At 72.9% G+C, this 12,999-nt stretch carries 10 protein-coding genes; all 10 read right to left on the minus strand.

Going from position 1 to position 12,999, the window contains the following annotated elements; genetic code table 11:
- Nucleotides 1-63: 63 nt before the first annotated feature.
- The 10 genes from ACO229_RS12305 to ACO229_RS12350 all read right to left on the minus strand — a co-directional run bounded on the left by ACO229_RS12305 (nucleotide 64) and on the right by ACO229_RS12350 (nucleotide 12,967).
- Nucleotides 64-1,296, minus strand: a complete 1,233-nt coding sequence (locus ACO229_RS12305) for an FtsW/RodA/SpoVE family cell cycle protein (protein ID WP_397412794.1) — start codon at nucleotides 1,294-1,296, stop codon at nucleotides 64-66.
- Nucleotides 1,262-2,794 carry a UDP-N-acetylmuramoyl-L-alanine--D-glutamate ligase gene (gene murD / locus ACO229_RS12310; RefSeq protein ID WP_423465298.1) on the minus strand — a complete coding sequence of 511 codons (1,533 nt, stop codon included), beginning with the start codon at nucleotides 2,792-2,794 and terminating at the stop codon, nucleotides 1,262-1,264. Before murD ends, ACO229_RS12305 begins: the two co-directional genes overlap by 35 nt.
- 5 nt (nucleotides 2,795-2,799) lie before the next feature.
- Nucleotides 2,800-3,882: a phospho-N-acetylmuramoyl-pentapeptide-transferase gene (gene mraY, locus ACO229_RS12315; protein ID WP_397412796.1), complete on the minus strand. Its 1,083-nt coding sequence runs from the start codon at nucleotides 3,880-3,882 to the stop codon at nucleotides 2,800-2,802.
- Complete coding sequence (locus tag ACO229_RS12320) at nucleotides 3,879-5,333, minus strand: UDP-N-acetylmuramoyl-tripeptide--D-alanyl-D-alanine ligase (RefSeq protein WP_397432426.1); 1,455 nt, start codon at nucleotides 5,331-5,333, stop codon at nucleotides 3,879-3,881. The genes mraY and ACO229_RS12320 overlap by 4 nt, the downstream gene beginning before the upstream one ends.
- Nucleotides 5,334-5,393: 60 nt before the next feature.
- A complete protein-coding gene (locus ACO229_RS12325; RefSeq protein WP_397432425.1) occupies nucleotides 5,394-6,968 on the minus strand; it encodes a UDP-N-acetylmuramoyl-L-alanyl-D-glutamate--2,6-diaminopimelate ligase in 1,575 nt (524 codons plus the stop codon).
- Between the two features lie 246 nt (nucleotides 6,969-7,214).
- Nucleotides 7,215-8,291 carry an ABC transporter ATP-binding protein gene (locus ACO229_RS12330; protein ID WP_397432424.1) on the minus strand — a complete coding sequence of 359 codons (1,077 nt, stop codon included), beginning with the start codon at nucleotides 8,289-8,291 and terminating at the stop codon, nucleotides 7,215-7,217.
- Complete coding sequence (locus tag ACO229_RS12335; RefSeq protein WP_397432423.1) at nucleotides 8,288-9,205, minus strand: ABC transporter permease; 918 nt, start codon at nucleotides 9,203-9,205, stop codon at nucleotides 8,288-8,290. The genes ACO229_RS12330 and ACO229_RS12335 overlap by 4 nt, the downstream gene beginning before the upstream one ends.
- Nucleotides 9,202-10,185: an ABC transporter permease gene (locus ACO229_RS12340; RefSeq protein ID WP_397412806.1), complete on the minus strand. Its 984-nt coding sequence runs from the start codon at nucleotides 10,183-10,185 to the stop codon at nucleotides 9,202-9,204. Before ACO229_RS12340 ends, ACO229_RS12335 begins: the two co-directional genes overlap by 4 nt.
- Nucleotides 10,182-11,282, minus strand: a complete 1,101-nt coding sequence (locus ACO229_RS12345; protein WP_423465104.1) for an ABC transporter ATP-binding protein — start codon at nucleotides 11,280-11,282, stop codon at nucleotides 10,182-10,184. The genes ACO229_RS12340 and ACO229_RS12345 overlap by 4 nt, the downstream gene beginning before the upstream one ends.
- Nucleotides 11,282-12,967: an ABC transporter substrate-binding protein gene (locus tag ACO229_RS12350; RefSeq protein ID WP_397412810.1), complete on the minus strand. Its 1,686-nt coding sequence runs from the start codon at nucleotides 12,965-12,967 to the stop codon at nucleotides 11,282-11,284. The genes ACO229_RS12345 and ACO229_RS12350 overlap by 1 nt, the downstream gene beginning before the upstream one ends.
- Between the last annotated feature and the right edge of the window lie 32 nt (nucleotides 12,968-12,999).

A 12,999-nucleotide genomic window follows, 5' to 3' on the forward strand; every position in this document is an offset into this window, starting at 1 on the left:
CGGGCGGTTCGGCGGCGGCCGCCGGGCAGAATCTCGCCACGGAACAAGCCACCGTGCACATTTCTACCGTCTCCGGACCGCGCCGCCCAGCACAGCCAGTGACTTGCGGACGACGCTACCGCGTGCCGCGAGCGCCTTGGCAGCCCCCGGCTCCGTCCGGGCGAACGAGATCACCATGCCCAGGGCGGCCATCGTGGTGATCAGGGCCGAACCGCCGGCCGACACCAGCGGCAGCGGCACGCCGATCACCGGCAGCAGGCCGATCACCACGCCGATGTTCACGAACGCCTGACCCACGATCCAGCACGCCACCGCGGCCGTGGCCACCTTGACGAACGGGTCGGTGTGCCGCCGGATCACCCGGCTCATCGCGAGCCCGAGCACCGCGAACAGGGCCAGCACCAGCACCGTGCCGAACAGCCCCAGCTCCTCCCCGATCACGGCGAAGATGAAGTCGTTGTGCGCCTCGGGCAGGTAGCTCCACTTCTCGCGGCTGCCACCCAGGCCCACGCCCCACAGGCCGCCGGTGCCCAGCCCGAACAGGCCGTGCAGCGACTGGTAGCACTCCGAGGCCTCGTCGCACTCGGCGCCGTAGGTCGCGATGATGCGCTCCAGCCGGTCCCCGGAGCCCTGCTGCAGGATGAACACGTACCCGACCACGAACGCCGCGATCGCGCTGCCGAGCCCCAGCAGGGACCAGGGCACGCCGGCCACGAGGAACGCGCCCGCCACCAGGAGGCCCATCACGAGGGCCGTGCCCAGGTCGCCGCCGGCGAGCACCAGGCCCATCACCGTCACGGCGCCGGGGACGGCGGGCATGATCGCGTGCGACCAGCTCCCCAGGAGCGCCTGCTTGCGGCCGAGCACGGTGCCCAGCCAGACGGCGAGCGCCAGCTTGGCCAGCTCCGAGGGCTGGAAGGACAGCGGTCCGAGCACCAGCCAGTTCTGCTGGCCGTTGCGGATGGAGCCCAGGAAGATCACCGCGACGAGGAGCCCGAGGGCGACCAGGAGCGCCGGGGCCGCCAGCCGCTTGTACCAGCGCACCGGCAGGTGGGCGGCCACCAGCAGCACGGGCAGGCCCATCAGCGCGTACTGCGCCTGCACCAGGAAGGCGGCGTAGGGCGAGTCACCCTCGGCGATGGAGGTCACGGTGGAGCTGGACAGCACCATGATCAGGCCGATCACGGTCAGCAGGCCCGTGGCGCCCACCAGCAGGTAGTAGCTGGAGACGTTGGAGTTCCACTGGCCCAGCCACGAACGCTCAGGAGCGCGGCGGCTCGTTCCCGTCGTGGCCATCGGTGGTCCCTCCTGTGAGCTCCCGCACCACCCGGGCGAACTCCTGACCGCGGTGGGCGTACGAGACGAACTGGTCCTGCGAGGCGCCCGCCGGGGCCAGCAGCACGGTGTCGCCCGGCTCTGCCAGGTCCCGTGCGGCGGTCACCGCCCGGCGCATCACGGTCTCAGTGTCACCGGGATCTATCACGACGACCGGGACCTTCGGCGCGTGTCGGGCCAGCGTGTCGGCCAGCGGGCCGGGGTCCGCGCCGATCACGACGGCGGCCCGCATGCGGTCCGCGCGCGAGGACACGAGCTCGTCGAACGTGGCGCCCTTGGCCAGGCCGCCCGCGATCCACACCACGGTGCCGTGGGCGAAGCCCGCGAGCGAGGCTGCGGCGGAGTGCGCGTTGGTGGCCTTCGAGTCGTTGACGTACGTGACGCCGTCGGCCTGGGCGATGCGCTGGATGCGGTGCTCGCTCGGGCCGAAGGACCGCAGGCCGTCCCGGACGGCCGCGGCAGGCACGCCGTGCGCACGGGCCAGTGCGGCCGCGGCCAGCGCGTCCGCCACGACGTGCGTGGGCACGACGCCGGCCTGGTCGCCGAGCTGGGCGAGGTCGGCCAGGGTGCCGAGCTCGGCGGCGCTCCGGCGCCGGTCGGGGTCGTCGGCGGCGGCGTGGAAGGCGCGGTCCACGAGCACGTCGTCGACCAGGCCGAGGTCGCCGGGGCTCGGGCTGCCGACCGCGAAGCCCACGGCGCGGGCGCCCTCGACCACGTCGGCCTCGCGCACCAGCTCCTCGGTGCGCGGGTCGGCCACGTTGTAGACGCAGGCCACCTGCGCCCGCTCGTAGATCCGCCCCTTGTCCCGGGCGTACGCGTCGAGCGAGCCGTGCCAGTCCAGGTGGTCGGCGGCGACGTTGAGCACGGCGCCCGCCTGCAGCGACATCGTGTGCGTGAAGTGGAGCTGGAAGCTCGACAGCTCCACGGCGAGCACGTCGAGCGCGGGGTCCAGGGCGGCCTCGACGAGGGACCGGCCCACGTTCCCGACGGCGGCGGTGCGCAGGCCCGCGGCCCGCAGGATCGCGGCGAGCATCTCGACGGTGGTCGTCTTGCCGTTGGATCCCGTGACGCCCAGCCACGGCGCCGGCTGGTCGGTGCCCAGACGGTGGACGCGCAGGCGCCACGCGAGCTCGACCTCGCTCCACACGGGCACGCCCGCCGCCAGCGCCGCGGCGACCACGGGGTGGTGGGGCGGGAAGCCCGGGGAGGCGACCAGCAGGTCGGCGGCGGCCAGCACCGCGGCGGCGGCGTCGGCGTCGAGCGCCCCGTGGTCGGCGTCGGACGCGCGGTCGTCCACGGTGACCAGGGAGGCGACCCGGGACTCCAGCACCCCGCGCAGCGCGCGGCCGGTGACGCCCAGGCCGGCGAGGACCACGCGGGCCTCGGCGAGCGGGACGCGCGGCTCGACCACGCCGTAGGTGTCCTGGTCCGACCGGGCCTGCGGGGCCGTGCCGGGCACCTCGGTCACGACGCGACCCACTCGGCGTAGAAGATGCCCATGCCCAGGCCGGCGAGCAGGCCGGCGATGAGCCAGAACCGGATCACGATGGTGACCTCTCCCCAGCCCGACAGCTCGAAGTGGTGCTGGAGCGGCGCCATCTTGAACACGCGCCGGCCGGTCATCTTGAAGAAGCTGACCTGGATCACCACGGACGAGACGATGAGCACGAACATGCCGCCGAGCAGCACGGCCAGCAACTCGGTGCGGCTCAGGATCGACAGGCCGGCCAGCGCGCCGCCCAGGGCGAGCGAGCCCGTGTCACCCATGAAGATCTTGGCGGGGTTGGCGTTCCACCACAGGAAGCCGACGCACGCGCCCGTGACGGCGGCGGCGACGATGGCGAGGTCCTGCGGGTCGCGCACCTCGTAGCAGCGCGGCCCGGCCGTGGCCAGGTACTGGCACGACTGGTTGAGCTGCCAGATGCCGACCAGCACGTAGGCGCCGAACGTGATGATCGAGACGCCGGTGGCCAGCCCGTCCAGGCCGTCGGTGAGGTTCACCGCGTTGGACCACGCGGAGACCAGCAGGTTGGCCCAGATCACGAACAGGATCAGTCCCACGGTGGCCCCCGCGAACGCGAGGTCGAACTCGGTGTCGCGCAGGAACGAGATCTTGGTGGACGCCGGGGTGCGCGAGTTCTCATTGGGGAACTGCAGCGCGAGCACCGCGAACGAGATGCCGACCACGCCCTGGCCGATCAGCTTGGCGCGCGCCGTCAGGCCGAGCGAGCGCTGCTTGCGGATCTTGGTGAAGTCGTCGAGGAACCCGACCAGGCCCAGGCCCGCCATGAGGTACAGCGCCAGCAGCGCCGAGACGCTCGGCAGGCGCTGCGACACGAGCATCGAGGCCGCGACGCCGATCAGGGTGGCCCCGATCATGACGACGCCGCCCATGGTCGGCGTACCGCGCTTGGTGAAGTGGCCCGTGGGACCGTCCTCGCGCACGAACTGGCCGTAGTTCTTGTGGACCAGGAACCGGATGAAGACCGGTGTGCCCAGCAGGGCCACGAGCAGCGCCACCGCGGCGCTGACCAGGATCGCGATCACTTGTTGTTGTCCTTAGCGGTGTTGACCATCGACAGGTGGTCGCCGAGCTCCCAGAGCCCGGAGCCGAGCGACGACTTCACGAGCACGACGTCGCCGGGCTCCAGCAGCTCGTCCAGCAGGGCCTTGGCGGCGTCCAGGTCGGGCACGAAGACCGACTCCGACCCCCAGGACCCCTCCTGCATGGCGCCCTCGTGGATGTGGTACGCACCCTGGCCGACGACGACGAGCTGCTTGATGTTCAGCCGTACCACGAGGCGGCCGATCTCGTCGTGGGCGGCGCGCGCGCCGTCACCGAGCTCACGCATCTCCCCCAGGACCGCCACGGAGCGGCGGGTGCGGCCCGCGAGCACCGCGAGCGTGCGCAGGCCGGCCTTCATCGAGTCGGGGTTGGCGTTGTAGGCGTCGTCGACGACGGTGACGCCGTCGGGCCGCTCGGTGACCGCCATGCGGTGCGGGCTGCGGGGCGTGGCCGCCGAGAGCCGCTCCGCCACGTCGCCGATCGCCACGCCGAGGCGCAGGGCGACCGTCGCCGCCGCGAGCGCGTTGGTCACGTGGTGCGGGCCCACGAGGCTCAGGGCGACCTGGGCGTGCTGCTCGCCGACGTCGCCACCGCCCGCGACGCGGAGCGTGAAGCGGGCCCGGCCCGCCTCGTCGACGGTGACGTCCTCGGCGCGGACGTCGGCGGACGGGATGGTGCCGAACGTCCGCAGCACGGTGCCGGGTGCGGCCCGGTCGGCCATGGCCGCGACGCGCTGGTCGTCGGCGTTGAGGACGACGGTGCCGCCCTCGACGACGCCCTCGACCATCTCGCCCTTGGTCTTCGCGATGGCCTCGACGCCACCGAAGGGGCCGATGTGCGCGACGCCGACCCGGAGCACGATGCCGACGTCGGGCGGCGCGATGCCCGTGAGGTAGGCGATGTTGCCCACGCCGTCGGCGCCCATCTCCAGCACGAGGTACCGCGTGGCGGGGGTGACCCGCAGGACGGTGAGCGGCAGGCCTATCTCGTTGTTGAAGGAGCCGGAGGGCACGATGATCGCGTCGGGTGCGTCGCCCGCCTCGGGGGTCAGGAGCTGGCCCAGCAGGTCCTTGGTGGTGGTCTTGCCGACCGAACCGGTCACCGCCACCACGCGCAGGTCGGCGGCCGTCTCCCGGACGGTCGCCAGGACGTGCCGCGCGAGGTCGCCGAGGGCGGCCCGGGGGTCGTCCACCACGACGGTCGGCACGCCGTCCAGCGCACGGGAGGCCAGCACCAGGACGGCGCCCGCGGCCACCGCGGCGGCCGCGAAGTCGTGCCCGTCCACCCGCTCGCCCGGCAGCGCCACGAAGAGCGCACCGGGTCCCGCGGCGCGCGAGTCGATGATCACCGCCCCCGTGACCGTCACGTCCGGGTCGGCGTGCAGCCTCCCGCCGGTGGCTGCGGCGACCTGCGCCGCAGTCAGCTCGATCATGCCTGTGTCGTCCTCTCGTGCCTGGGGGTCCTGCTGGGGTCACACATGTACCGCGGGGTGCTACGGGTTCCTGGCCGCCAGCGCCGCGCGCGCCTCGACGCGGTCGTCGAGCACGTGGTCCACGCCGGCGATCTCCTGGATCGTCTCGTGCCCGCGACCCGCGACCAGCACCGTGTCGTCCACGCCGGCCGCGAGGATCGCCGCACGGACGGCGTCCGCGCGCGGGGCGACCTCGTGGACCTCCACGGTACGCGAGGCCGGGTCCGCCGCGGCGGCGTCCCCGCCCGGCGCGCCGTGCGGGCGCGCGCCCGCGAGCACCTCGGCCCGGACCTTCGCGGGGTCCTCGTCGTGCGGGTCGTCGTCCGTCACGTAGACGACGTCGGCGCCGCGCACCGCCGCCGCGCCCATGAACGGCCGCTTGCCGGGGTCGCGGTCGCCCGTGGCGCCGAAGACGACGGCGAGCCGGCCCGCCGTCGTCGGGCGCAGGGCGGCCAGGGCGAGCTCCAGGGCCTCCGTGTTGTGCGCGAAGTCGACGACGACGCGCGGCGCGGTGGCGAGCACCTCCATGCGGCCCGGCACCGTGGCGCTCAGGCCGTCGGCGGCGGCGAGCGCCTCGGCGACGTCGCGGACGTCCGAGCCGCCCTCCAGCACCATCGCGACGGCGAGCGCCGCGTTGGCGACGTTGTACCCGCCGGGCAGGGAGGTCGAGGTGCGCAGGGTGCGGCCGTCGCGGTGGGTCAGGGTGAAGGCGGAGCCGGTGCCGGACGGCGCGACGTCGGTGACCGTCCAGTCGGCCGCCTTGCCCGGCCGGGTGGTCAGGGTGGCGACGGGGATCCGCGCCTCGGCGGCCATGCGCTCGCCCCAGGTGTCGTCGACGGTGACGACGCCGCGGCGCGCGTGGGCCGGGGTGAACAGCTCGGCCTTGGCGGCGAAGTACGTCTCGAAGTCGCCGTGGAAGTCGAGGTGGTCCTGGGTCAGGTTGGTGAACCCGGCGACGCCGAACACGACGCCGTCGACGCGGTGCTGGGCCAGGGCGTGGGACGAGACCTCCATGGCGAGCGTGCGCACGTGGTCCTCGCGCATGGCGGCGAGCAGGGCCTGCAGGTCGGCGGCCTCGGGGGTGGTGAGGGTGCTCGGGATGACGCGGTCGCCGGAGCGGGTCTCGACGGTGCCGATGAGGCCGCCCGTCCAGCCCAGGGCCCGCAGCAGGTGGTCGAGCTGGTAGGTGGTGGTGGTCTTGCCGTTGGTGCCCGTGACGCCGAAGGTCATCAGGTCCTCGGCGGGGTTGCCGAGCACCCAGGCGGCGACCTGGCCGAGGATCGCGCGGGGGTCGTCCGCGACGACGACCGGGACGCCGAGGTCTGCTGCCTGCTCCGCCCCGCGCGCGTCGGTGAGGATCGCGGCCGCACCCCGGGCGACGGCGTCGGCGGCGAACTGGGCGCCGTGCGCGCGGGCTCCGGGGAGCGCCACGAACAGGTCTCCCGGCCGGACCACCCGGTTGTCCGAGGCCACGCAGGTCACCGCGGCATCTGCGGGTTGACCTGGGGCGATGGTGAGGCCGAAGGCGACGGCGAGGTCCGCGACCTGGCGCGCTGTCGTGGCGGCCGGGCGGATCCGGTCGAACGGGGATGTCACGGAGAAGAACCTACCGCTTCCAGGGCCGGGGTCTCGTCCGCGATGCCGGGGCCGGGTGGTGGTTGTGTGATGGTCCGGGTCACGTGGGCCGTGCGGAGCGGGGCGGTGGCCGGGCGAAGGTCTCCCGCGCAGAGGTGTTGCTGCGCGTAGACGTTGTCGACGCACAGCAACACGCTCTCGGCACCAGCGCTTTCCCCGCGGCCTACCCGCGCGCGGACCCGTCCCGGTCTCACGGCGAGACGGAGGTCACCGCGCCAGCAGCGGCGGCAGGACCGTGCCCTCCTGCGCGGACGCGTGCAGGTGGCAGGCCACCAGACGGCCGTCCTCGCCCTGTGCCGTGCGGCCCAGCACGGGCAGCTCGGTGCGGCACACGTCCATGGCGTGCGGGCAGCGCGGGGCGAACGGGCAGCCGGGCTCGCGCCGCGACAGGTCCGGCGGGGCGCCCGGGATGCCGGTCAGCTCGCGCCGCGGCCCGTGCAGGGGCGGGAACGAGCCCAGCAGACCCGCCGAGTACGGGTGCCGCGGGCGGGTGTACACGTCCCGCGCGGCCGCGGTCTCCACGATCTCGCCCGCGTACATGACGGCGATCCGGTCGGCGACCTCCACGAGCAGGGAGACGTCGTGCGTGATGAGCACCACGGAGAAGCCGAGCCGCTCGCGCAGCTCCATCACCTGTTCCAGGATCTGGCGCTGCATGACCACGTCGAGGGCCGTGGTGGGCTCGTCCATGATCAGCACCTGGGGTTCCAGGGCGAGCGCCATGGCGATCATGACGCGCTGCCGCATGCCGCCGGAGAGCTGGTGCGGGTAGGCCCGCAGCCGGTCGACGGAGATGCCGACCAGGCGCAGCAGCTCCGCGGCCCGCTCCCGGGCCTCCTCGCGCCGCAGCCGGGGCCGGTGCGCGAGGATGCCGTCGACGATCTGCTTCTCGATGCGGAACACCGGGTTCAGCGAGCTCATGGCGCCCTGGAACACGATGGCGATGTCGCGCCAGCGGGCGGCGCGCAGCTCGGCGTCGGACAGGGCCAGCAGGTCCGCGCGCTCGCCGTCGCGGTTCGTGAGCCACACCTCGCCACCCGTGATGAGGCCGGGTGGCGGCAGCAGCCGCGTGGCCGCGTACGCGAGGGTCGACTTGCCGCAGCCCGACTCGCCCGCCAGGCCCAGCACCTCGCCGCGGTGCAGCGTGAGGGAGACCTCGCGCAGCACGTGGGTGGGGTCGCCGCCGAACCCGTAGTCGACGCTGAGGTCGCGGACCTCCAGGACCGGCTCGGACGGCGCCACGGGCGCGGCGGCCGCCGGCGTCGTACCTGTCTGGGTGCTCATGTCCGTGCCTCCCGCACCACCGGGGTGAACCCCACGCGCGGCCGGATGCCCCGGCGGCGCAGCGAGCGCGCGTGCAGGCCGGTGGACCGCAGGCGGGGGTTGACGATCTCGTCGATACCGAAGTTGACCAGGGTCAGCGCCATGCCGAGCAGCGCGATGCACGCCCCGGCCGGCACGAACCACCACCAGGCGCCGCGCTGCAGCGCCAGGTTGTTCTGCGCCCAGAACAGGATGGTGCCCCAGTTCCACTCGCTCACCGGCGTGATGCCGATGAACGACAGGGTGACCTGGGACAGCACCGCGAACGTCACGGTGCCCACGAACCCGGAGGCGATCACGGCGGTCAGGTTGGGCAGCACCTCGGCCAGGACGAGGCGCCAGGTGCGCTCCCCGTTGGCCCGGGCCGCCTCGACGAAGTCCCGCTTGCGCAGGGACAGCGTCTGGGCGCGCATGACCCGGGCGCCCCACGCCCAGCCGGTCGCCCCGATGACCAGCGCGACGGTGAGCCCGCCCGCGGACGGGAGCTGCGCGGCGATCAGGATGATCAGCGGCAGCTGCGGGATGACCAGGAACATGTTCGACAGCGCGGACAGCGACTCGTCGCCCACCCCGCCGACGAACCCGGCGGTCACGCCCACGAGCACGCCCACGACGGTGGCGCTCACCCCGGCGACCAGGCCGACGACGAGCACCCCGCGGGCGCCGACGATGATCTGGGACAGGATGTCGCGCCCCGTGTGGTCGGTGCCGAGCCAGTGCGCGCCCGAGGGCGGGCTGAGCAGCGCGTCGCTGACCTGGTTGGGGTCGTACGGGCTGATCCACGGGCCCAGCAGGGCCAGCAGCGTGAAGAACCCGAGGATGGCCAGGCCGGTGACGACCTTGCCGTTGCGCAGGAACAGCAGCTGGTTCCTCATCGGTCCTCCGTCCGGGTGCGGGGGTCGAGCAGGGTGTAGGCGAGGTCGGCCACCATGTTCGCCACGAGGACGGACAGGGTGATGACCAGGAAGCAGCCCTGCATCAGCGGGTAGTCGTGGGTGGAGACGGCCTGGTAGAGCGTGTAGCCGATGCCCTGGTAGGAGAAGACCATCTCCATGATGAGCGTGCCGCCCACGACGAAGCCGAGGGACAGCGCGAAGCTGGAGACCTGCGGCAGCACGGCGTTGCGGGCGGCGTAGCCGAGCATGACCTGCCGCTCGGCCAGGCCCTTGGCGTGCGCGACGGTGACGTAGTCCTCCGACGAGACGGTCACCATCATGTTGCGCATGCCGAGCACCCAGCCCGCCACGGAGGACAGCACGACGGTCAGCGCGGGCAGGAACCCGTAGTAGACGACCGAGCCGATGAACTCGCCGGTGAACGCGGGCACCAGCCCGCGGTCGTAGCTGCCGCTGGACGGGAACCAGCCCAGGTTGACCGACAGCACGGCGATCGTGATCAGGCCCAGCCAGAAGTACGGCACGGCCTGGAAGAACGTGGCCACGGGCAGCAGCCCGTCGGCCCAGGTGCCGCGGCGCCAGCCGAGGAACGTGCCGATGAGCGAGCCGATGACGAACGCGATGATCGTCGCGACCCCGACCAGGCCCACGGTCCACGGCAGCGACTGGTTCACGATCTCGGACACCGGGGTCGGGAAGTGCGTGAAGGACAGCCCCAGGTCGCCGCGCAGCAGCAGGCCCCAGTAGTCGACGTACTGCTGCCACAGGCTGGTGTCCTGGTCGAGCCCGAACAGGACCCGGAGCGAGTGCTCGGCGTTGCTGTCGATCCGGCCCTGCATGCGGCCCAGCAGGGCCGTGACGGGGTCACCCGGCAGCATGCGCGGGATGAAGAAGTTGATGGTGATCGCGGCCCACGCGGTCAGCGCGTAGAAGGCGACGCGGCGCAGCAGGAACCTCATGCGGCCGCCTCCCCGTCCCCGGCAAGGTTGCCGGCAGCGTGGCCGACGGCGGGCCCGACGTCGGGCCGTCCCTCCCGCTCGGAGTACCCCCAGCACGCGGCGGACCGCCCGGGGGCGACCTCGATCAGCTCGGGTGTCTCGGTGCGGCACAGGTCGGTCGCGTACGGGCAGCGCGGAGCGAACCGGCAGCCGGGCGGCGGGTCCACGAGGCTCGGCGGCTCGCCGCCTGTGCCCTGCTCGCGCACGGCGGCGGCGCCGGTCCCGGCGAGGTCGTCGGGGTCGGGCGCCGAGGCGATCAGGAGCCGCGTGTAGGGGTGCAGCGGCTCCTGGGTGACCGACTCGCTGTCGCCGGTCTCCATGACCTGCCCCGCATACAGCACGGTGGTGCGGTCGGCGAAGTAGCGCGCCGAGGCGATGTCGTGCGTGATGTACAGGACGGCGATGCCGAGCCGGTCGCGCAGGTCGGCCAGCAGGTTGAGGATGCCGAGCCGGATGGAGACGTCCAGCATCGAGACGGGCTCGTCGGCGAGCAGCACCTCGGGCTCCGCGGCCAGCGCCCGCGCGATGGCGATGCGCTGCCGCTGCCCGCCGGACAGCTCGTGCGGGAACTTGTCGACGTACCGCGCCGCGGGCGTGAGGTGCACGCGCTCCAGCAGCTCGGTCAGGGCCGCCTCCAGCTCGGCGCCCCGGAGACGCCCGCCCGTGGACTGGCTGCGGTGCAGCCGCAGCGCGCGGGTGAGCGTGTAACGCACGGGGTGGACCGGGTTCAGGGAGGCGAACGGGTCCTGGAAGATCATCTGCACGCGTCGCACGTACGCGCGAAAGGCCCGCCGCCCCCGCAGCCGGACGTCGGTGCCCTCCAGCAGCACGCGACCGGCGGTGATGGGGATCAGCCCGGCCAGGAGGCGGGCGACCGTGGACTTGCCGGACCCCGACTCCCCCACCACGGCCAGGACCTGGCCGCGGTGGAGCTCGAGGTCCACGCCGTCCACGGCGTGGATCGCCCGGGCGGGCGAACGGCCGCTGACGCGACGTCCGCCCGCCCGGAAGTGCTTGGTGAGGCCGTGCGCGGCCAGCACCGGTGTGCTCTCGCTCATCAGCCGTCCGCAGGCTCGAGGTTCATCAGGATCTGGGCGGCCTGCACCCCCGTGGGCTGGGGCTGGTTGTAGGGGTCCTCCTCGGAGGGCCAGCCCACGTAGTTCTGCGTCGAGTACTGCGCGGTGGCCGGGCGGGTCCAGATCGCGATGCCCGGCACCTCCTCGACGAACACCTTCTGGATGGTGGCGAGTGCCTCGGCGCGCGTGGCGTCGTCGGGGGCCGCGGCGTAGGCAGCGAGCGCCTCGGTGGCCTCGTCGTTCTGGAAGCGGCCGAAGTTCCAGGTGGCCGGGTCGCCGAGCTTCTCGTAGTGGGCGCCGTCCATGATGTCGGAGTACATGTCCCAGGGGGTGGCGCCGCCGTCGGTCCAGTGCAGGGTGGCCTGGAAGTCGCCGCCGGGGATGACGTCGGCGAACCAGCCGTCCTGGTTGACGGGGTTGACGGTGGCGGTGGCACCGAGCTCGGCCGCCGAGTTCTTGATGAGGTCCAGCGCGGTCAGGTAGTCGTTCCAGCCGGCCGGGTTGACGAGCTCGAAGGTGACGTCCTCGCCGTCGGGGTCCACGAGCTGCTCGCCCTCCCAGGTGTAGCCGGCGTCCTCGAGGAGGGCGCGGGCGCCCTCGACGTCGACGGCGTACTCCTGGCCGGCGTACTCGTCGGAGAGGAACTCCTCGCCGGCGGGCAGCGGCAGGCCGGTGACGCTGGTCAGGGCGGGGTTGACGCCCGAGGTGGCGACGTCGACGAGCTCCTGGCGGTCGATCACCATGTTGAGGGCCTGCCGGAACGCCTTGTCGTCGAACGGCTTGGTCTCGTTGTTCAGGTAGAGCACGTCGATGCCGAGGCCACCGGCGGCGTACTGGTGGTAGTGCTCCGGGTCCTGGGCGATGTAGACGTTCTCGAAGTCGGCGATGAACGTCCAGCCCCACTGCGCCTCACCGGTGGTCAGGGCGGTGGTCAGGGCGTTGTTGTCGTTGTACGACGAGTACCGGATCTCGGGGACGGCCGGCTCGCCGCCCCAGTAGTCGTCGCGGGCCACGACGGTGGCGGCCTGCGGCGTCCAGGACTCCAGCGTGTACGGGCCGGTGCCCACCGGGTCAAGGTTGGTGTCGGTGGTCGGGTCCTCGACGTCGGCCCAGATGTGCTCGGGCACCATCACGAGGTCGTACAGCTTGGACTGGTTGACGAACTGCCCGGCGGTGAACGTGACGGTGACGGTGCTGCCGTCGGTCTCGATCGTGTCGTAGGGCAGGGCCGCGGCATTGAGCGCCTCGAAGTCCTTGCGCAGCTGGATGGAGAACGCGACGTCCTCGGCGGTGAACTCCTCGCCGTCCGACCAGGTGACGCCCTCGCGGGGCGTGATGACGGCCTGCGTGAAGTCCTCGTTCCACTCCACGCTCTGCGCGAGCCAGGGCTCCGGCTCCTCGGAGGGGCGGGCCTGGTTACGCATCATCAGCGGCTCGTAGATCGTGAACGCGTAGCCGAGCGAGAGCGCCGACGAGCCGGTGGCGAACGGGCTGTGGTTCTCGGTCTGGACGCCGTTCGGCATGCCGACGGTCAGGGTCTGTCCCCCGCCGCCCGCGGTGGTGGTACCGCCGCCGCCACCGCCGCCGCAGGCGGTGACCAGCAGCGCGATGGCCGCCGCGGCTGCCGCCGCTGCGACGGGCCTGCGATTCCTCACGCGAAAACTCACGGTGTGCCTCCTTGCACTCCTCCCGCAGTGCG

Source organism: Promicromonospora sp. MS192, assembly GCF_049532985.1.
Classification (GTDB): domain Bacteria; phylum Actinomycetota; class Actinomycetes; order Actinomycetales; family Cellulomonadaceae; genus Promicromonospora.

Coding starts and splice junctions, on each gene's coding strand:
- ACO229_RS12305 (WP_397412794.1), bottom strand. CDS start 1,296: ATGGCCACGACGGGAACGAGCCGCCGCGCTCCTGAGCGTTCGTGGCTG.
- ACO229_RS12320 (WP_397432426.1), bottom strand. CDS start 5,333: ATGATCGAGCTGACTGCGGCGCAGGTCGCCGCAGCCACCGGCGGGAGG.
- ACO229_RS12330 (WP_397432424.1), bottom strand. CDS start 8,291: ATGAGCACCCAGACAGGTACGACGCCGGCGGCCGCCGCGCCCGTGGCG.
- ACO229_RS12335 (WP_397432423.1), bottom strand. CDS start 9,205: ATGAGGAACCAGCTGCTGTTCCTGCGCAACGGCAAGGTCGTCACCGGC.
- ACO229_RS12340 (WP_397412806.1), bottom strand. CDS start 10,185: ATGAGGTTCCTGCTGCGCCGCGTCGCCTTCTACGCGCTGACCGCGTGG.
- ACO229_RS12345 (WP_423465104.1), bottom strand. CDS start 11,282: ATGAGCGAGAGCACACCGGTGCTGGCCGCGCACGGCCTCACCAAGCAC.